This window comes from Pseudoduganella violacea (genome assembly GCF_014191875.1).
Lineage (GTDB): Bacteria > Pseudomonadota > Gammaproteobacteria > Burkholderiales > Burkholderiaceae_D > Rugamonas > Rugamonas violacea_A.
In genome coordinates this window covers 210,880-230,656 of the sequence record NZ_JACHXD010000002.1, presented here as the reverse complement: position 1 = coordinate 230,656, position 19,777 = coordinate 210,880, and the positions used below count along the sequence as shown (strand labels likewise).

At 64.6% G+C, this 19,777-nt stretch carries 11 protein-coding genes and 1 pseudogene; 6 read left to right on the top strand and 6 right to left on the bottom strand.

Annotated elements, in window-relative coordinates; all coding sequences use genetic code 11:
* Positions 1–20: 20 nt before the first annotated feature.
* Positions 21–1,943, bottom strand: coding sequence for a PrkA family serine protein kinase (locus tag FHS03_RS04095; protein ID WP_183439746.1), 1,923 nt, complete (start codon positions 1,941–1,943; stop codon positions 21–23).
* Positions 1,944–2,461: 518 nt separating this feature from the next.
* On the opposite strand from FHS03_RS04095, the gene FHS03_RS04090 reads away from it, so the two are divergent.
* On the top strand, positions 2,462–3,475 hold the full coding sequence (locus FHS03_RS04090) for an adenosine deaminase (RefSeq protein ID WP_183439745.1): 1,014 nt from the start codon (positions 2,462–2,464) through the stop codon (positions 3,473–3,475).
* Between the two features lie 49 nt (positions 3,476–3,524).
* Positions 3,525–6,059: an ABC transporter permease gene (locus tag FHS03_RS04085; protein WP_183439744.1), complete on the top strand. Its 2,535-nt coding sequence runs from the start codon at positions 3,525–3,527 to the stop codon at positions 6,057–6,059.
* Positions 6,060–6,077: 18 nt separating this feature from the next.
* Here FHS03_RS04085 and FHS03_RS04080 read toward each other — a convergent pair whose 3' ends face one another.
* Positions 6,078–7,085 carry a response regulator gene (locus FHS03_RS04080; RefSeq protein ID WP_183439743.1) on the bottom strand — a complete coding sequence of 336 codons (1,008 nt, stop codon included), beginning with the start codon at positions 7,083–7,085 and terminating at the stop codon, positions 6,078–6,080.
* A 132-nt stretch (positions 7,086–7,217) separates the two neighbouring features.
* On the opposite strand from FHS03_RS04080, the gene FHS03_RS04075 reads away from it, so the two are divergent.
* The 3 genes and pseudogenes from FHS03_RS04075 to FHS03_RS04065 form a co-directional block, all read left to right on the top strand.
* Complete coding sequence (locus FHS03_RS04075) at positions 7,218–7,619, top strand: group II truncated hemoglobin (RefSeq protein WP_183439742.1); 402 nt, start codon at positions 7,218–7,220, stop codon at positions 7,617–7,619.
* A complete protein-coding gene (locus FHS03_RS04070; protein ID WP_183439741.1) occupies positions 7,619–8,890 on the top strand; it encodes a DNA recombination protein RmuC in 1,272 nt (423 codons plus the stop codon). Before FHS03_RS04075 ends, FHS03_RS04070 begins: the two co-directional genes overlap by 1 nt.
* Before the next feature lie 50 nt (positions 8,891–8,940).
* Positions 8,941–10,474: pseudogene (locus FHS03_RS04065) on the top strand (acyl CoA:acetate/3-ketoacid CoA transferase); the annotation flags it as partial.
* A 123-nt stretch (positions 10,475–10,597) separates the two neighbouring features.
* On the opposite strand, the gene moeA reads toward FHS03_RS04065, so the two are convergent.
* The 4 genes from moeA to FHS03_RS04045 all read right to left on the bottom strand — a co-directional run bounded on the left by moeA (position 10,598) and on the right by FHS03_RS04045 (position 18,189).
* Positions 10,598–12,493 carry a molybdopterin molybdotransferase MoeA gene (gene moeA / locus FHS03_RS04060; protein WP_183439740.1) on the bottom strand — a complete coding sequence of 632 codons (1,896 nt, stop codon included), beginning with the start codon at positions 12,491–12,493 and terminating at the stop codon, positions 10,598–10,600.
* Position 12,494: 1 nt separating this feature from the next.
* Complete coding sequence (gene moaA, locus FHS03_RS04055; RefSeq protein ID WP_183439739.1) at positions 12,495–13,610, bottom strand: GTP 3',8-cyclase MoaA; 1,116 nt, start codon at positions 13,608–13,610, stop codon at positions 12,495–12,497.
* 23 nt (positions 13,611–13,633) lie between these two features.
* Entirely contained in the window at positions 13,634–14,944 is a 1,311-nt protein-coding gene (gene chrA, locus FHS03_RS04050) for a chromate efflux transporter (protein WP_183439738.1), read from the bottom strand.
* Between the two features lie 92 nt (positions 14,945–15,036).
* A complete protein-coding gene (locus FHS03_RS04045; protein ID WP_183439737.1) occupies positions 15,037–18,189 on the bottom strand; it encodes an Rne/Rng family ribonuclease in 3,153 nt (1,050 codons plus the stop codon).
* Between the two features lie 558 nt (positions 18,190–18,747).
* On the opposite strand from FHS03_RS04045, the gene FHS03_RS04040 reads away from it, so the two are divergent.
* Positions 18,748–19,770, top strand: coding sequence for an RluA family pseudouridine synthase (locus FHS03_RS04040; RefSeq protein WP_183439736.1), 1,023 nt, complete (start codon positions 18,748–18,750; stop codon positions 19,768–19,770).
* The last annotated feature ends 7 nt before the right edge of the window (positions 19,771–19,777 follow it).

Below are 19,777 nucleotides of genomic sequence, written 5' to 3'. Positions count from 1 at the left end.
CGTATTATCGCACCGTCGGCTTAGGATGACTTCCTCACGCGCAGATACCATTCGCACAGCAGGCGGACCTGCTTGGCCGTATAGCCCTTTTCCACCATGCGCGCGACGAAATCGGCGTGCTTGTTGGCGTCCTCGGCGCTGGCCTTGGCGTTGAAGGAAATCACCGGCAGCAATTCCTCGGTGTTCGAGAACATTTTCTTCTCGATCACGGTGCGGAATTTTTCGTAGCTGGTCCAGGCCGGATTCTTGCCGCCGTTATTGGCCCGTGCGCGCAGGCCGAAGTTGACGATCTCGTTGCGGAAGTCCTTGGGATTGGAAATCCCGGCCGGCTTCTCGATTTTTTCCAGCTCGTTGTTGAGCGCTTCGCGGTCGAAGCTTTCGCCGGTGTCGGGATCGCGGTATTCCTGGTCCTGGATCCAGAAGTCGGCAAAGGTCACATAGCGGTCGAAGATGTTCTGGCCGTATTCGGAATAGCTTTCCAGATAGGCGGTCTGGATTTCCTTGCCGATGAATTCGACATAGCGCTGCGCCAGGTGCTCTTTTATATAGGAGAAGTATTTCTGCTCGGTCTCGGGCGGGAACTGCTCGCGTTCGACCTGCTGCTCCAGCACATACAGCAGGTGCACCGGATTGGCCGCCACCTCGGTCGAATCGAAGTTGAAGACCTTGGACAGGATCTTGAAGGCGAAGCGGGTCGACAGGCCGTTCATGCCCTCGTCCACGCCGGCGTAGTCGACATACTCGTGCAGCGACTTGGCTTTCGGGTCGGTGTCCTTGAGGTTCTCGCCATCGTAGACCAGCATCTTGCTGAACACGCTCGAATTTTCCGGCTCCTTCAGGCGCGACAAGATGGCGAACTGGGCCATCATGCGCAGGGTGCCGGGCGCGCAGGGCGCCTTGTCCAGCGAGGAGTTGGCCATGAGCTTGTCGTAAATCTTGATCTCGTCCGTCACGCGCAGGCAGTACGGCACCTTGACGATGTAAATCCGGTCGAGGAAGGCTTCGTTATTGCGGTTGTTCTTGAAGCTCTTCCATTCCGATTCATTCGAGTGGGCCAGGATGATGCCGTCGAAGGGGATGGCGCCGAAGCCTTCCGTGCCCTTGTAATTGCCTTCCTGGGTGGCCGTCAGCAGCGGGTGCAGCACCTTGATCGGCGCCTTGAACATCTCGACGAATTCCATCAAGCCCTGGTTGGCCAGGCACAGGCCGCCGGAATAGCTGTAGGCGTCGGGATCGTCCTGGGCATAGTCTTCCAGCTTGCGGATGTCGACCTTGCCCACCAGCGAGGAAATGTCCTGGTTGTTCTCGTCGCCCGGCTCGGTTTTCGAAATGGCGACCTGCTTCAGCACCGAGGGATAGCGCTTGACCACGCGGAACTGGTTGATGTCGCCGTTGAATTCATGCAGGCGCTTGACGGCCCAGGGGCTGGGGATATTGCGCAGATAGCGGCGCGGGATGCCGTAGTCCTCTTCCAGGATGGTGCCGTCTTCCTGCTCGCTGAACAGGCCCAGCGGCGATTCGTTGACCGGCGAACCTTTCAGGCAGTAGAAAGGCACTTGCTCCATCAGGGACTTGAGCTTTTCCGCGATCGAGGACTTGCCGCCGCCGACCGGGCCCAGCAGATAGAGGATTTGCTTGCGTTCTTCCAGGCCTTGCGCGGCGTGGCGGAAATAGGAAACGACCTGTTCGATCACTTCCTCCATGCCGTAGAACTCGCGGAAGGCGGGATAAATCTTGATGACCTTGTTGGCGAAGATGCGCGACAGGCGGGTGTCGTTGCGCGTATCGACCAGGGTCGGCTCGCCGATGGCGGCCAGCATGCGTTCGGCCGCCGAAGCGTAGGTCAGCCGGTCTTTCTTGCATAGGGCCAGATATTCGGAAAGCGACATTTCCTCTTCCCTGGTGCGCTCGTACCGTGCTGCGTAGTTGTCAAAAATGGTCATTTGAATGTCCTTTAATGTAAACCTGCTAGCTTGTCACGCGGTCGGCAGTCATGAAAAAAGGGAGCTGCTGGCCTGATTCTGGTATGTGCTGGTTCTCCTGATTCTTCTTGTTTTATATGCTGCCAGCTTCCTGTGCCAGTATGGATTGCCCATACCTTGGAGCTGGCCTTCTTGTTGGTGCGGCAGCGTGGTGCCGGATGTTTGTGTGTTCGCCGTAACGCATCTTACGTCTATGAAATTTATTATTGCTCCGTTGCCCCAGGAAGTCAAAACATATGTCGCAATATCGTTAATAGCGCATTCTAAATAATTGATTTAAAAAGGGAATATTAAATATTTTTTGAAATATTTCATGGCTTTTGTGTGTGGTTTTGCACGCATTTCTGCCACAGTAACATGCTTGCCTGAGCCGTGCAGGCCAGCGTGTAAAACGTGCGGCATGGCGGGCCGAAAAACAAGGCGGCGCGCATCGGTTAAGATGGCTGGTCTTCACGCCACACACCCAGGGGAACAATAAAATGCATACATCGCTGCGCTCCATCGTGCAGAACATGCCCAAGGCCGAGCTGCATATCCATATCGAAGGTTCGCTCGAACCCGAACTGATTTTCGCGCTGGCCGAACGCAATGGCGTCAGCCTGCCTTACGCTTCCGTGGAGGCGCTGCGCGCCGCCTATGCCTTCAAGGACCTGCAATCTTTCCTCGACATCTACTATGCCGGCGCCAGCGTATTGCTGCAGGAGCAGGATTTCTACGATATGACGGCGGCCTATCTGCGCCGCGCCGAAGCGGACCATGTGCGCCATACCGAAATCTTCTTCGACCCGCAGACCCATACCGCGCGCGGCGTGCCGATGGCCACCGTCATCAACGGCATCCACCGCGCCTGCCAGGACAGCCCGGTCAGCGCCACCCTGATCCTGTGCTTCCTGCGCCACCTGAGCGAGGACGACGCCATCGCCACGCTGGAAGCGGCCCTGCCTTACCGCGATAAATTCATCGGCGTGGGACTGGATTCATCCGAGGTCGGCAACCCGCCAGAGAAGTTTGCGCGCGTCTTCTCGCGCTGCAAGGACCTGGGCTTGCGCCTGGTGGCCCACGCCGGCGAGGAAGGCCCGCCAGCCTATATTTACGCGGCCCTCGATGTGCTGCACGTTGAGCGCATCGACCACGGCGTGCGCTGCCTGGAAGACCATGCCCTGACCAGGCGCCTGGCCGAAGAGGGCATGCCGCTGACGGTATGCCCGCTGTCGAACATCAAGCTGTGCGTGTTCAGGGATATGAAGCAGCACAATCTGCTGCAGCTGCTGGACGCTGGCCTGGTCGCCACCGTCAATTCGGACGATCCGGCCTATTTCGGCGGCTATCTGAACGAAAATCTGCTGGCCGCTTTCGACTCGCTGCCTTTGGGCCTGCAGCATGCTTACCAGCTGGCGCGCAATAGTTTTGTGGCATCCTTCCTGAGCGAGGCGGACAAGCAAAAACATCTGGATGATGTGGATGCCTATTTCGCCGCCTTTAATTTGACCTGATCGAAGTCGACGGCGGACGGCCCGCGCCGCCTGTCCTGCAAGGAGATACATGTTCCTGCAAGCCCTGAGAATGACGGCGCGCGACTGGCGCGCCGGCCAGTTGCGCTTTCTGCTGCTGGCGTTGATCGTTGCGGTGGCCGCGCTGTCGGCCACCGGCTTCTTCATCGACCGTCTGCGCACGGCGTTGAACCGCGACGCGCACCAGTTGCTGGGCGCGGACCTGCTGGTGTTTTCCGATAAGCCCATTCCCGAGGCCTGGCGCGCCGAAGCGCGCCAGCGCGGCCTGCTGCTGGCCGAAACGGTGGCTTTCCCCAGCATGGCCCAGGCGGGCGAGGGCGACGCCACCCAGTCGCTGCTGGTGGCGCTGAAGGCGGTCAGTCCCGGCTATCCGCTGCGCGGCCGGCTGAAGGTGACGGCGCAGGCGGCGCAGGCGCATGAAAGCATCGGCGCCTTTGCGGAAGGCATCCCGGCGCCGGGCACGGTGTGGATCGATCCGAATATCCTGGCCGGCTTGCAGGTAGAGGTGGGCGGCACGCTGCGCCTGGGCGACAAGAGCTTTACCGTGGCCCGGCTGATCGCCTCCGAACCGGACCGCGGCGGCGGCTTCATCAACTTCGCGCCGCGCGTGATGCTGCCGCTGGCCGACCTGGCCGCCACCGGTCTGGAGCAGCCGGGCGCGCGCATCGGCTACCGCCTGCTGCTGGCGGCGCCGTCCACGCGCCAGATGGCTGCGGTGGATGGCTATGGCGACTGGCTCAAGGCCAAGATCAAGGATGAAAAGCTGAAGGGCGTGTCGATCGAAACGCTGGCCGAAGGACGTGGCGAGATGCGCGCCACGCTGGAGCGGGCCGACCGCTTCCTGTCGCTGGTGGGGCTGTTGTCGGCCATGCTGGCGGCGGTGGCCGTGGCGATGGCGGCGCGCCGCTTCATGACGCGCCACCTGGATTCCTGCGCCATGCTGCGCTGCCTGGGCCTGACGCAAAACCAGGTGACGGGCATTTACCTGACCGAATTCCTGATGGTCGGCCTGGCGGGCAGCCTGCTCGGCGCCTTGCTCGGTTTCGCCAGCCACTTCCTGCTGCTGGAGATGCTGGGCAAGCTGGTGACGGCCGACCTGCCGCCGCCGACCGTCACGCCGCTGCTGCATGGCGTGGCGACCGGCATGCTGCTGCTGGCCGGCTTCGCCCTACCGCCCATCCTGCAACTGCGCAATGTGCCGCATAACCGCGTGATCCGGCGCGAACAGGCGCCGCCGCGTCCCATGGCGCTGGCGACGTATGGCCTGGGTCTGGCCAGTTTCTTTGTGCTGCTGTTGTGGCAGGCGGGCGATCTGCAATTGGCTGCCTACACGGGCCTGGGCTTCCTCGGCGCCTTCGCCGTCTTTGCCCTGGTCGGCTGGCTGGGACTGAAGGCGCTCAAGCCCTTGCGCGGCGTGGTCGATACCCAGAGCTGGCGCTTCGCCATCACCTCGCTGCAGCGCCGTCCCGGTGCCACCGTGGTGCAGATCGTCGCACTGTCGCTCGGCCTGATGGCCTTGCTGCTGCTGACTGTGGTGCGCGGCGACCTGATGACGGCCTGGCGCAATACCTTGCCGCCGGATGCGCCGAACCGCTTCATCATCAATATCCAGCCGGACCAGAAGGACGCGATTGCCGCCAAGCTGGCCCAGGCCGGCGTGCAGCGCGCACCCATGTATCCGATGGTACGGGGCCGCCTGGTGGCGGTGAACGACAAGGCCATCACCCAGGAGACCTACGAGGAGGAGCGCGCGCGCAATCTGGCCGACCGCGAATTCAATCTGTCGACGATGGCCGATATCCCGCAGGGCAATGAGATATCCTCCGGCCAGTGGTACGCCGACCGCGCCGGCGCGCCGGCCGAAGCTTCGGTGGAAAAGGAGCTGGCCAAGACGCTCAAGCTCAAGCTGGGCGACACCATGCGCTTCGACATCGCCGGTTCCTTCGTCGATGCAAAGATCACCAGCTTGCGCAAGCTGGAATGGGGTTCGATGCGCGTGAACTTCTTCGTCATCATCAATCCTGCCGCGATGGCCGAGACGCCGCAGACCTGGATCACTTCCTTCCACCTGCCGAAGCAGGCGCTTGCCCTGGGCAATACGCTGGCGCGCGAATTCCCCAACCTGACCATCATCGATATCGGCGGCGTGCTGCGCGAAATCCAGACGGTGCTGGACCAGGTCATCGTGGCGGTGGAATTCCTGTTCGTCTTCACGCTGGCCTCGGGCGTGCTGGTGCTGTACGCGGCGCTGATGGGATCGCAGGACGAGCGCACGCGCGAAGCGGGCCTGCTGCGCGCCCTGGGCGCCACGCGCAAGCAGCTGGCGCAGGCGCAGCTGATCGAATTCACTCTGGTGGGCGGCTTGTCCGGCCTGTTGGCGGCCAGCGGCGCGGCGGCCCTGGGCTGGGCGCTGGCGACCTACCAGTTCAAATTCGCCTGGTCCTTCTCGCCGACGGTGTGGGCGGCCGGTCTCGCGGCGGGCGCGCTGTGCGCCATCATCGGCGGCTGGCTGGGGCTGCGTTCGGTGCTGAGCAAGCCGCCGCTGCAAACCCTGCGCGAAGCGTAAGCGCGGCGGCGGAACGCTTCACGCCATGCTGGGCTGCGGCGCGGCATCCTTGCCATGCCGCTCGAAAGCGAAGACGGGACTGTCCAGCAGGTGGGGCGGCACGTCGAACAACGCCCAGTAATAGGTTTCGGCGCCGCGGCAAATCTGCGGCGCGTTGCAGTAACGGTGCCAGCGCTCGCCCACCTCGGCCGAGTACATGCCGTCGTTGCCCGGGATCTGGCTGAAAAAGGGCACGATGCGCTTGTCCTGCAGGGCTTGTAGCAGCGAGACCGGGGCGCCGCTGTCGCGCGCCATTTCGTACTGGGCTTGCAGGCTGTCGGCCGTTTCGATAATCATCAGCGTGGCCTTGCCGTTGCGCTCGCAGAACATGATGCCGGCCGGCTTGGGGAAGACATAGTGTTCGACAAAGCCGCGCATCTCGTACAGTTCGCGCACCACGGCCGCCAGCTGCGGGCAGCGCAGGAAGCCGTAGTCGTGCAAGGCCAGCATATCGCGCAGGGTTTCCGAGCGGTCCAGGAAGAAGGCTTGCTGCAGGACGTGGATTTCGCGTTCCAGCAGGTCCAGCGCGCTGCGGTCATTCTTGCGGATGTAGCGGTCGATCAGGCCGCGGTTGAAGGCGTCGACGGCGATCTTCTCGTCGCCGGTGCCGGTAAACAGGATCTTCTTGCAGGGCAGATGCTGCACGGCCTTGAAGAAATCGATGCCGCTCATCTGCGGCATGGAATAATCGACCACCAGCACGGACGGAATGGCGAAGCGCTGCTGCTGGCTGGCGATGCGGTGGATGCGCTCCACGTCGATCGCGATATTGCGCTGGTCCGCTTGCTGGCCATGCATGTCGAAGCTGACGCGCAGCGGCAGGCCGGTACGGCGCGGGCTGGCATGCAGCCAGACCAGGGCTTCGGTGGTGTCGCTGAAGCTGCGGCAGGGCTGCGACCCAAGGTGGTAGCCCAAGCTGCGCAGGAAGGTCGGGCTGTCGTCGACCAGCACGATGGTCGACGGGTGAGAGTAGACGGACAGTTTCATGGCTTACCCGGCATACGCCTCGAAAAATGGTTGAATCTGCATGATGCCGGGGAATGCGGCGGATTTGATTAAAATCCAATCGATGATTGATCCAGATCAATATGCTTTCACTGCCTGCGCTATCATTGCACTATGAATCAGAATGAAACCGCATCCCCTACTTTGTACGACGTGATCGGCGGCGAAAGCAAGCTGCGCGAGATGGTCGACCGTTTTTACGATTTGATGGAGCTGGAACCGGAATTTGCCGGCATCCGCACCATGCACCCGCCTTCCACCGAAGGTTCGCGCGACAAGCTGTTCTGGTTTCTCAGTGGCTGGATGGGCGGTCCCGATATGTTCGTGGAACGCTTCGGCCATCCGCGCCTGCGCGCGCGCCACCTGCCGTTCGCCATCGCCAGCGATGAGCGTGACCAGTGGCTGCGCTGCATGGCCTGGGCCATGGAAGACGTCGGCATCGCGGACGATTTGCGCGTGCGGCTGATGAATTCCTTCTTCCAGACCGCCGACTGGATGCGGAACAAGGCCGGCTGATGGAGGCGACCCTGCTCTGGCTCCTGCTGGCCGCCTGCGCCCTGATTATCGGCCTGCAGATCGTGCTGCTGCTGCGCGGGCGCAGCGGCGGCGTGGACGCCGACCTGGCCGAGCGCCTGGACCGCGTCGAGCGCGAAGTGCGCCTGCAATTGCAGGCCACGGCCCAGGCCCAGCGCCAGGAGATGGGCAGCACGCTGACCCAGGCCCATGCCGCCACGGTGCAGCAGCTCGATGGCATGCGGCGCCAGATCGAGGCGCTGACGGAATCGAATGCGCGCCGTCTGCTGGAAGTGCGGCTGACGCTGGAGAACAAGATGCGCGAGCTGCAAACCGATAACGGCGCGCGGCTGGAAGAAATGCGCAAGACGGTGGACGAGAAGCTGCATGCGACGTTGGAAACGCGTCTGAGCGAATCGTTCCGCCAGGTGTCGGAGCGGCTGGAGCGCGTGCACCAGGGCCTGGGCGAGATGCAGCAATTGGCGCTCGGCGTGGGCGATTTGAAACGCGTGCTGACCAATGTGAAGACGCGCGGCACCTGGGGCGAGGTACAGCTGGAAATGCTGCTGGAACAGGTGCTGACGCCGGAGCAGTATGCCAAGAATGTGGAAACGGTCATCGGCAGCAATGCGCGCGTGGAGTTCGCGCTCAAACTGCCGGGCCAGCAGGAAGGCGGAGCGCCGGTGTGGATGCCGATCGACGCCAAATTCCCGAAAGAGCAGTACGAAAGGCTGTTGGAAGCGGCAGAACGGGCCGACGCCGACGGCGTGGCCGTGGCCGGGCGCGAACTGGAGCGGGCGGTGCGCAACGAGGCGCGCACCATCGCCGAGAAATACCTGGCACCGCCGGCCACCACCGATTTCGCCATCCTCTTCCTGCCGACCGAAGGCCTGTATGCGGAAGTCATGCGCCGTCCCGGTCTGGCGGACGAGCTGCAAAGGCAGCACCGCATCAGCATTGCCGGTCCCTCGACCTTGACCGCGCTGCTGAACAGCCTGCAGATGGGCTTCCGCACGCTGGCGCTGGAGAAGCGCTCGTCGGAGGTGTGGCAGGTGCTGGGCGCGGTGAAGACGGAGTTCGCCAAGTTCGGCGACGTGCTGGCCGCCACCAGGAGCACGCTGGAACGCGCCGCCCGCAATATCGAATCGGCCGAAGTGCGCAGCCGGCAGATGGCGCGCAAGCTGAAGTCGGTGGAAGCTTTACCTGCTGAAGCGGCCCAGCTCCTGCTGGGGGCAAGCCAGGAACAGGATTCGGAAGAACTCGACAGCCTCTGAACGGGGCGTCGGCAAGGGGCCGGCGGCGCGGCGGGGCAGGAGGAGGGGAGATGTCCAGCAGCCCGCGCAGCAAGATCGTCAGCGCCGCCGACGCCGTGGCGCGCATCCGCGATGGCGATACGGTCGCCACCGGCGGCTTTGTCGGCATCGGCTTTGCCGAGAATATCGCCGTGGCGCTGGAGCAGCGCTTCCTGCGCGAAGGCGGGCCGCGCGGCCTGACCCTGCTGTACGCGGCGGGCCAGGGCGATGGCGGCGAGCGTGGCCTGAACCACCTGGCCCATGAAGGCTTGCTGCGGCGCGTGATCGGCGGCCACTGGGGACTGGTGCCCAAGCTGCAGCAGCTCGCCATCGACAATCTGATCGAAGCCTACAATCTGCCGCAGGGCGTGATCAGCCAGCTGTTCCGCGACACGGCGGCCGGCAAGCCCGGCATGCTGACCCACGTCGGCCTCGGCACCTTCGTCGACCCGCGCCATGGCGGCGGCAAGATCAATGCGCGCGCCAGCGAGGATCTGGTCGAGCTGAGCATGCTGGGCGGGCGCGAAAGCCTGTTCTACAAGACGCTGCCGGTGCAGGTGGCCATCATCCGCGGCAGCACGGCCGACAGCGCCGGCAATATCACCATGGAACGCGAGGCGCTGACGCTGGAGGTGCTGGCCATCGCCATGGCCGCGCACAATAGCGGCGGCCTGGTGATCGCCCAGGTCGAAGCGCTGGCGCCGCGCGGCACGCTCAATCCGCGCCAGGTCAAGGTGCCCGGCATCCTGGTCGACTGCGTGGTGCTGGCGGAAGACCCATCCCACCATATGCAAACCTTTGCCGAAGCCTTCAGCGCCGCCTATGCCGGCCTGGAACGGATCGAACTGGGCGAGCGCGCGCCGTTGCACCTCAACGAACGCAAGATCATCGCGCGCCGCGCGCTGATGGAATTGCAGGCCGGCGATGTGGTCAACCTCGGCATCGGCATGCCCGAAGGCGTGGCCGACGTCGCCGCCGAAGCCGGTCTGCTCGAACAACTGACCCTGACTACCGAAGCGGGCGTGATCGGCGGCCTGCCGGTGGGCGGCCTGAGTTTCGGCGCCGCCGCCAATCCCGACGCCGTCATCGACCAGCCCTACCAATTCGACTTTTACGATGGCGGCGGCCTCGATGTTGCCGTACTGGGACTGGCGCAAGCCGATCGCGAAGGCAATCTGAACGTCAGCAAATTCGGCCGCAAGCTGGCCGGCGCGGGCGGCTTCATCAACATCAGCCAGAACGCGCGCAAGGTGATCTTCGCCGGCACCTTCACCACCGGCGGCCTGCGTTGCTGTGGATACGGGGCGTCTCAGCATTGTGAGCGAAGGCAGCGCCCGCAAATTCGTCGACGTGGTCGAACACCGCAGCTACAGCGCCGCCCACGCCCTCGCGCGCGGCCAGCAAGCCCTGTACGTCACCGAGCGCTGCGTCTTCCGTCTGGGCGCGCACGGCCCCGAACTGATCGAAATCGCCCCCGGCATCGACCTCGAGCGCGACATCCTCGCCCACATGGACTTCCGTCCCGCCATCAGCGCCAAGCTGCAGCCCATGCCCGCCCACCTGTTCCACCTTTGATCTGCATCAAACAATGTCCCACCCTGGTGTCAGGCACCAAGGTCGGACATTCTTTGATCCAGCGCAAACAATGTCCTACTCTGGTGCCTGACACCGGGTGGGACATTTGTTGATTTAGATCAGACCTTCGAAGGGGAGGATGGCGACGGACTCGCCGGGGGCGACGTTGCCTTGCTCGTCGGGGAGGATGATGATGCAGTTGGCTTCGGTCATGGAGCGCAGGATGCCGCTGCCTTGCGCGCCCGTCAGACGCACTTCGGCCTGGCCGTCGGCGCCCAGGCTGACGATGCCGCGCTGGTATTCGGTGCGGCCGGCTTTTTTGCGGATGGCGTCGGCCGCGCGGGCGCGCAGCAGCGGCATGTCGTTGCCGCCGTCGACGCCCATCATGCGCTGCAGGGCGTTGCGGGCGAAGAAGTAGAAGGTGACCATGACGGCGACCGGGTTGCCGGGCAGACCGAACAGGAAGGCGGAGTGGCCGTTGGAGCGGATCTGGCCAAAGGCCATCGGCCGGCCCGGGCGCATGCCGATTTTCCAGAAACTGACTTCGCCCAGCTTGTCCATCACTGCGCGCGTGTAGTCGGCGTCGCCCACCGAGACGCCGCCGGAGGTGATGATGGCGTCGGCGCTTTCGCAGGCTTCGCGCAGGGCCGCTTCGAGCGCGGCCGGGTCGTCGCGCGTGACGCCCATGTCGATGATGTCGCAGCCGAGGCGGCGCAGCATGCCGTACAAGGTGTAGCGGTTGCTGTCGTAGATGCAGCCTTGCTCGAGCGGCTCGCCGATGGAGCGCAGCTCGTCGCCGGTGGAGAAGAAGGCGACGCGCAGGCGGCGCCGCACCGGGACTTCGGCGATGCCGAGCGAGGCGATCAGGCCGAGGTCGGCCGGGCGGATCAGCTTGCCGGTGCGCAGGGCGGGCTGGCCGGCTTGCAAGTCTTCGCCCTGGCGGCGCCGGTTGTCGCCGCTGCGCACGCTGTTGCCGGCGAAGGTGACGCTGGCGGCGTCGCTGGCGCTGGCCAGTTCCTGCGGCAGCACGGTGTCGCAGCCTTCGGGCATGACGCCGCCGGTCATGATGCGCACGCATTCGCCGGGACCGGGACGCAGCCCCGATGGCTGGCCGGCGTAGGCGATGCCGATGGTGCGCAGCGTGAGCTGTTCCCGGCCTTGCAATTGGGCGCCGTCGAAGGCGTAGCCGTCCATGGCGGAATTGTCGTGGGCCGGCACATCTATGGGCGAGATCAGGTCAGCTGCCAGCACGCGGTCGAGGGCGCTGCGCAGCGCGACTTTTTCGACGGCGCGCACCGGTTGGATGAAACGTTGGATGATGTGCTGGGCATGGCGCACGGGCAGCGCGCCGGGATCGTAATCCGACAGGCAGCCGATCACTTGCTGCAGGCTGGGCGCGTGGCCGCGCTCCTCTTGTTGCAGCTGCTCCAGCGTGTTGATATTGCGGAAGGCGGCGGCATCGCTGAACAGTACTTCGGCCACGCGCAGCGCGCCATGCCAGCCGCCCATGCGCCGCATGCCGCTGTCGAGATAAGCTTGCAACTGGGGCAGGGCGCTGCGCTTGACCAGACTGAACACGGGATGGCGCTGGCGCTGCGGCACGCCGTGCTCGTCCGGCTCCAGGGTGACGGCCACGGCCAGATCGGCGTCCTCGGCCAGCAGGGCAGTGTGCAGGCGCGCCGCCAGGTCGTCCGGCAGGAAGGGCGAGTCGCACGGCACCGTGAGCAGCAGCGCGGTGGCGCACTGTTGCAGGCCGACTTGCAGGCCTGCGAGCGGGCCGGCAAAGCCGTCCAGCGAATCGGCCAGCACGGGCAGGCCATAGGCGGCATAGGCGTCGGCGTTGCGGTTGGCGTTGATGGCGATGTGGGTCGCTTGCGGCTTGAGCTTTTCCAGCACATGGGCGACGAGGGTGGCGCCGCGGAACGGCTGCAGCCCTTTGTCGACGCGGCCCATGCGCGTGGCGCGGCCACCGGCGAGGATCAGGGCGCTGATCTGGTTCTTATCGGTCAAACTAACCCCCAATATAGGACATTTCGACGCGCCGTTCGCTGCCGGAGCGCGACAGGCCGTCGGTGTTGATGGTGCGCAGCTCGGAGTAGCGGTCGGCGCGGACGCGCCACAGCGCGCCGATGGCGGCGCTGATTTCGGCATCGCTGCGGCCGCCGCGCAGCAGGGCGCGCAGGTCGTGGCCGCGGCTGGCGAACAGGCAGGTGTAGAGCTGGCCTTCGGTGGATAGGCGCGCGCGCGAGCAGTCGTGGCAGAAGGCGTGGGTGACGCTGGAGATGAAGCCGATTTCGCCGCCGCCATCGGCATAGCGCCAGCGCTGTGCCGTTTCGCCGTTGTAGTTCGGATCGGCCGGCAGCAGCGGCATTTCGGCGTGGATGCGGCGGCGCAGCTCGTCGGAGGGGATCACATCGCGCATATTCCAGCCGTTCGAGGCGCCCACGTCCATGAATTCGATGAAGCGCAGGATGGTGGGCGTGTCTTTGAAATGGCGCGCCATGGGCAGGATTTCCTGCTCGTTCAGGCCGCCCTTGACCACCATATTGACCTTGATCGGCCCCAGTCCGGCTTGCTGGGCGGCGTCGATGCCTTTGAGCACATCGGCGACGGCGAAGTCGACATCGTTCATGCGCTTGAAGGTGGCGTCGTCCAGGGCGTCGAGCGAGACGCTGACGCGGGTGAGGCCGGCATCCTTGAGCGACTGCGCCTTGCGCGCCAGCAGGGAACCATTGGTGGTCAGGGTCAGGTCGAGCGGCTTGCCGCTGGCCGTGGGCAGCTTGGCCAGCATCTCGACCAGGCGTTCGAGATGGCGCCGCAGCAGCGGCTCGCCGCCGGTCAGGCGGATCTTTTCCACGCCGTGCGCGATGAAGAGGCGGGCCACACGCGCGATTTCCTCGAAGCTCAAGAGGGAGCCATGCGGCAGGTACTCGTAGTTCTTGTCGAATACTTCCTTGGGCATGCAGTACACGCAGCGGAAGTTGCAGCGGTCGGTCACCGAGATGCGCAGATCGTGCAGGGGGCGGGCAAGACTGTCCAGCACGCTTCCTGTCGCTGGCGCCAGGCTGGCGGGAATGGCCGGGACCGTACTACGGCCGTCCGACACAAGGATGATTTTCTCGGTCATGGGTGTTGCAAGGGGAAAAGCGTTCAACCCGGATACGATAGCACGACGCCAGCGATTGCACAGGTGGCTAAAAGGACTATGGTGTCCATCTTAAAACGGACGAGGGCCAGGCAGGCGAGGGCGCTGATGGCGATGGCCGGCCCGTCCCACCGCCCGTCGGGGCGGAAAACATGTTGTCCGAAAAATACGGCCAGGCTGAGGATGACGCCCACCACGGCGGCCGAAATGGCGGTCAGCGGCGCCGTCATGCGGATATTGCCGCGCGTGGCTTCCACCAGCGGTCCGCCGGCCAGGATGAAGATGAAGGAGGGCAGGAAGGTGAACCAGGCCGCCACCGCCGCCCCGGCCAGCCCGCCCGCCGCCAGCCAGGGGCCGCAGACGGCATGGGTCCAGCCGCCGACGAAGCCGACGAAGGCCACGATCATGATCAGCGGGCCGGGCGTGGTTTCGCCCAGGGCCAGGCCATCCATCATCTGCGCCGGGGTCAGCCAGTGGAAGGTTTCCACGCCGCCCTGGTAGACATAGGGCAGCACCGCGTAGGCGCCGCCGAAGGTCAGGAGGGCGGCTTTGCCGAAGAACCAGCCCATCTGGGCCAGTGGCGCGCGCCAGCCGAAGAGGGCGGCGAGCAGCAGCCAGACGGCGCCGGCCAGCAGCAGGCCGGCCAAGCCGGTGCGCAGCAAGCGGCGGGCGCTGAAGCGGGCATGGGGCGGCGTTGGCGTGGCGTCGTCGATCAGGGCGGGGCCGTAGTGCTGCGGGCCGGCGGCCCGGGCGGAGGCCAGTTGGAACCAGGTGGGGCGCCAGCGGCCGCCGAGCCAGCCGGCCAGGGCGGCCGCCGCGACGATGGCGGGGAAAGGCAGTTGAAGCAGGGTGATCGCGACAAAAGCAAGGAGGGCGATGCCCGCCAGCGCGCCATTGCGCAGGGTGCGGCGGCCCACGCGCCAAGCGGCGGCCAGCACGATGGCGACCACGGCCGGCTTGATGCCGTAGAGGATGCTGGCGATCAGCGGCAGGCTGCCGTAAGCGAGGTAAATCCAGGACAAAGCCATCATGATGAGCAAAGATGGCAGGATGAAGAGGGTGCCGGCGATGATGCCGCCGCGTGTTTTGTGCATCAGCCAGCCGATATAGACGGCGAGCTGGGTGGCTTCCGGGCCGGGCAATAGCATGCAGTAATTGAGCGCATGCAGGAAACGTTGTTCCGAGATCCAGCGCCGTTTTTCCACCAGTTCGCTGTGCATCATGGCGATCTGGCCGGCCGGGCCGCCAAAACTGATGAAGCCGAGCTTTAGCCAGTAAAGAAAAGCGCTGCGCAGGCTGACGGGAGCTGGGGACATGGCTTAGCCTTGGTGGGCAGGGGTGGGGCGGAAAAAAAGGGAAGCCAGCGGCTTCCCTTTGTTCAGATTAGCAAGGGCCAAGCCCATGCCGATCAGCGGCGGGTGTCAACCTGCACCAGCGGCTCGTCCGATACCGGCGGCTGCGGCTTGCGCTCGCGCGGCACGCGCACGGGGGCCACCACCTGGGCGGCGGCTTCCTGGGCGGCGCGCAGCTTGGCCGGGTCGGTCGCTGCCATGGTCAGGCCAACCGAACCCAGCAGGGCGTTCAGGTCGGCTGCCGGAGCAGCAGGCTGGGCAGCGGCTGGCGCTGCTGCGCTTGCCACTGGCGCGGCGGCCGGAGCCACTGGCACAGGTGCAGGTGCGGCCACGGCAACTGCCGGTGCGCTGACTGGCGCGGCTACGGTTTCCACTGCGGCGACGGCTGGAGCACTGGCTTCCGAAGCCGGGGCTTCTGCAGGCGCTGGCGCGGCAACGGCTTCCTCTGCGGCTGGCGCAGCGACAGCTTCGGCTGCGACGGCCGGCGCAGTGACTACCGGTGCGGCGATCGGCGCGGCCACGGCAACCGCGGGAGCGCTTGCTGGCACTGCTTCCGCCGCTACCGGGGCCGGCGCTTCGGCCGCGGCCGGGGCAACGGTGGCCTCGACAACAGCTTCGGCTGGCGCGGCGACAGCTTCCACGGCGGCGCTGACTGGCGCAACGGCAACGGCAGCTTCAGTCTGCACTGGCGCGGCAGCGGTTTCAGCAGCGACAGGTGCGGCGGGCACGGCCGTTTCCACGGCGGTGCTCACGACTGGCGCGGCGGTCGCGGCCACGGTTGGGGCCACAGCTTCGGCTGCCTCGACGGCGGCGATGGCGGGCGCCACGGCCTGGATCGCGGCTTCACCGCTGTCACCGGCTTCGCCATCGGCGGCGAATGCACCATCCTGGCCTTCACCGTCGCGCTCGCGGCGGTTGCGGTTGCGGCCACCACGACGACGGCGACGGCGCGGTTCATCGCCACCTTCGGCGCCGTCCGCGTCCTCGCCTTCCGGACCGGCATTGGCCGGTACTTTGACCAGGTCTGGCACTTCCACGGCAGGCGTGGCACCGGCCGGGCCAACGCCGGCGGCGGCCAATGCCAGTTCTTCCGCTTTCACTTCCGTGGCGGCAGCTTTCTCGCCGCGCGGCTCGCGCGGTGGACGTGGTGGGCGCTCGGCACGTTCAGGGCGTTCGGCGCGTTCCGGACGCTCGGCACGTTCGCCGCGCTCCGCGCGTTCGGCGCGTGGCGCTTCGGCCGGCTGGCCTTCACGCGCTTCGCGTGGCTCGCGTGGTGGACGCGGTGGGCGGGCTGGACGGCCTTCGGCCGCTTTCGGCGCTTCGTCCGTGCCGGCGGCGCGGGCGCCGCCTTCGCGCTCGTCGCGCTCACGGCCCTTGGCGTTACGGTTGCGGCCGCGTGGACCGCGGGCGTTGCGGTCGCCGCGCTCGCTGCTCGATGGTTTGCTGACGATGGCCGGAGCGGCCGGCGCTGCCGCTTCTTCTTTCTTGCCGGTGAAGAAGGAAATCAGCTTGGCGAAGAAACCTTGCTCGGCCGGTGCGGCGGCGGCTGGCGCGGCCGGTTTGACGGCTTCGGCGGCCGGCTTGCGGTCCACCATCGGCGCCGGCTGGGCCGGGGTGATGGTCTTGACCACGGCTTCCTGGCGCGGCTTGGCTTCTTCCTTCTGGCGCTTGCTGAAAGCCATATCGGTTTCGGCCTGCTCCGCCATGGTGTAGCTGGCGGCGCTGTCTTCCAGGCGCGGATCGTCGTGCTTGATGCGTTCGAGCTTGTAGTGCGGGGTGTCCAGATGCTTGTTCGGGATCAGGATCACGGTGATGCGGTGGCGGTTCTCGATCTTCAGCACTTCGCCGCGCTTCTCGTTGAGCAGGAAGGCGGCCACGTCGACCGGCACCTGCACGTGGATGGCGGCCGAGTTTTCCTTCATCGCCTCTTCCTGGATGATGCGCAGCACCTGCAGGGCGGACGATTCGGTATCGCGGATATGGCCGGTGCCCGAGCAGCGCGGGCAGGTCACGTGCGAGCCTTCGGACAGCGAAGGGCGCAGGCGCTGGCGCGACAGTTCCATCAGGCCGAAGCGCGAAATCTTGCCCATCTGAACGCGGGCGCGGTCATGGTGCAGGGCGTCTTTCAGGCGCTGCTCGACTTCGCGTTGGTTCTTGGCCACTTCCATGTCGATGAAGTCGATCACGATCAGGCCGCCCAGGTCGCGCAGGCGCAACTGGCGCGCCACTTCTTCGGCCGCTTCCAAGTTGGTGTTGAAGGCGGTGGTTTCGATGTCGGAGCCGCGCGTGGCGCGCGCCGAGTTGACGTCCACCGACACCAGCGCTTCGGTGTGGTCGATCACGATGGCGCCGCCCGAAGGCAGGGGCACGGTGCGCGAGTAGGCCGTTTCGATCTGGTGTTCGATCTGGAAGCGCGAGAACAGCGGCACGTCGTCGCTGTAGCGCTTCACGCGATGCACCATATCGGGCATCACATGGCTCATGAACTGGTGCGCCTGGTCGTAGATCTCGTCGGTATCGATCAGGATCTCGCCGATATCAGGCTGGAAGTAGTCGCGAATGGCGCGGATCACCAGAGACGATTCCTGGTAGATCAGGAAGGCGCCGGAGCCGGCCTTGGACGCGCCTTCAATCGCGCGCCACAGCTGCATCAGGTAGTTCAAGTCCCACTGCAGCTCTTCCACGGTGCGGCCGATGCCGGCGGTGCGGGCGATCACGGACATGCCTTGCGGCAGGTCCAGCTTGTCCATGGTTTCGCGCAGTTCCTGGCGTTCCTCGCCTTCGACGCGGCGCGACACGCCGCCGCCGCGCGGGTTGTTCGGCATCAAGACCAGGTAGCGCCCGGCCAGCGAGATGAAGGAGGTCAGGGCCGCGCCTTTATTGCCGCGCTCTTCCTTTTCCACCTGCACCACGATTTCCTGGCCCTCGCGCAGCGCTTCCTTGACGGAGGCATTGCGCACGTCCACGCCTTCGCGGAAATAGCTGCGCGCCACTTCCTTGAACGGCAGGAAACCATGACGGTCTTCGCCATAGCTGACGAAACAGGCTTCCAGGGAGGGTTCGATACGGGTGATGACGCCTTTGTAGATATTTGACTTGCGCTGCTCGCGTCCAGCAGTTTCGATGTCGATATCGATCAGTTTCTGACCGTCGACAATTGCTACGCGCAGCTCCTCTTGCTGCGTAGCATTAAACAACATGCGTTTCATTTTTATAAACTCCGCGACCCGAAGGCCGTCTCCAGGCCGCTCCATAAGAGCGGCAAACGTACACGGATATACGCGGGAGTTAAGGAGGCTGCGGGGAAATGCCTCGTCATGCGGCGCAGCAACGCCAAGCGCTGCCGCCGCAAAGGGCGCATGAGGCTGATCGTCATGCCGAGTGCACGCACCGCGGGCAACTCATCCATGCGGCCCGACAGGGTCGGGGGCGGGAGTATGCGGGCGTGCGCAAAGCGTCGGGCCGGGCCTCTCCAGGATCCCGGCGAAACGGCAAGCGTTATCAGCTTCATCAACCAGCGAGCAACGACTAGGGGGCTTGCTCGCCGGACTTATCCTAACAATCCAGCCAATCTAATCCCAGCACTCTTGCGCGCTATCCGATGGCCACAGTGGTGACCACCTTGATTCGCGCATGGGTGTGCGTATACATTTTTTTCCACCGAATTTGCATTTAGCGAGGCCAGTGGATACGCCCCTGTGTAAAATGTGCTTTTATTCTTACACGTGCAGCAGCTTAAACCGCGGCAAAACGATTATATATTCAAAATGAAGGACTTAGAGAGATTTTCTGGGAAGACAGGGCAAAACAAGGCCTCCCAGGCCCAGCCGGCTTCCCCCGCACCGGTCCTGCCGCAAGCACAATTCGTCACAATCACCGAAGAAGAGGCCGGGCAGCGCATCGATAATTATCTGTTGCGTGTTTGCAAAGGCGTGCCGAAAAGCCATATCTACCGCATCCTGCGCTCGGGTGAAGTGCGCGTCAACAAGGGCCGCATCGACCAATTGTACCGTCTGGTACAGGGCGATCTGGTGCGCATTCCGCCGATTCGTGTTGCCGAAAAGAATGAAGTCAGCGTGCCGGCCGCCGAATTCAGCATTATTTTCGAGGACAGCCACCTGCTGGTCATCGACAAGCCGGCCGGCGTGGCTGTGCACGGCGGCTCGGGCGTCTCGTTCGGCGTCATCGAGCAATTGCGCGCCTCGCGTCCGGACGCCAAATTCCTCGAGTTGGTGCACCGCCTCGACCGCGAAACCTCGGGTTTGCTCTTGCTCGCCAAGAAACGTTCCGCCTTGACCAGCCTGCATGAGCAGATGCGCGACGGCCATACCGACAAGCGCTACCTGGTGCTGGCGGTGGGGGACTGGAAGAATAAGCGCCAGCATGTAAAATTGTCATTGCACAAATATACGACGGCCGATGGCGAACGCCGGGTGACGGTGGCGGCCGACGGCCAGCCTTCACATACGGTATTCTCCCTGCTGCGCAAGTTTGAAAAATTTGCCTTGCTGGAAGCCGAGCTGAAAACCGGCCGCACGCACCAGATTCGCGTTCATCTGGCATCGTCGGGCTTCCCGATTGCTGGTGACGATAAATACGGCGATTTCGCCCTGAACAAAGCTTTGCAAAAAGCCGATGCCACGCGTGGCGCGCTGAAACGCATGTTTCTGCATGCCCATCAGATCACGTTTACCCACCCGGAATCGGGGAAACGCATGACGCTGAATGCGCCGCTGGCCGCCGAGTGCGATCGCTTCCTGCAAAGCCTGGGTCCGGCGTTGCCGCACTAATATTATA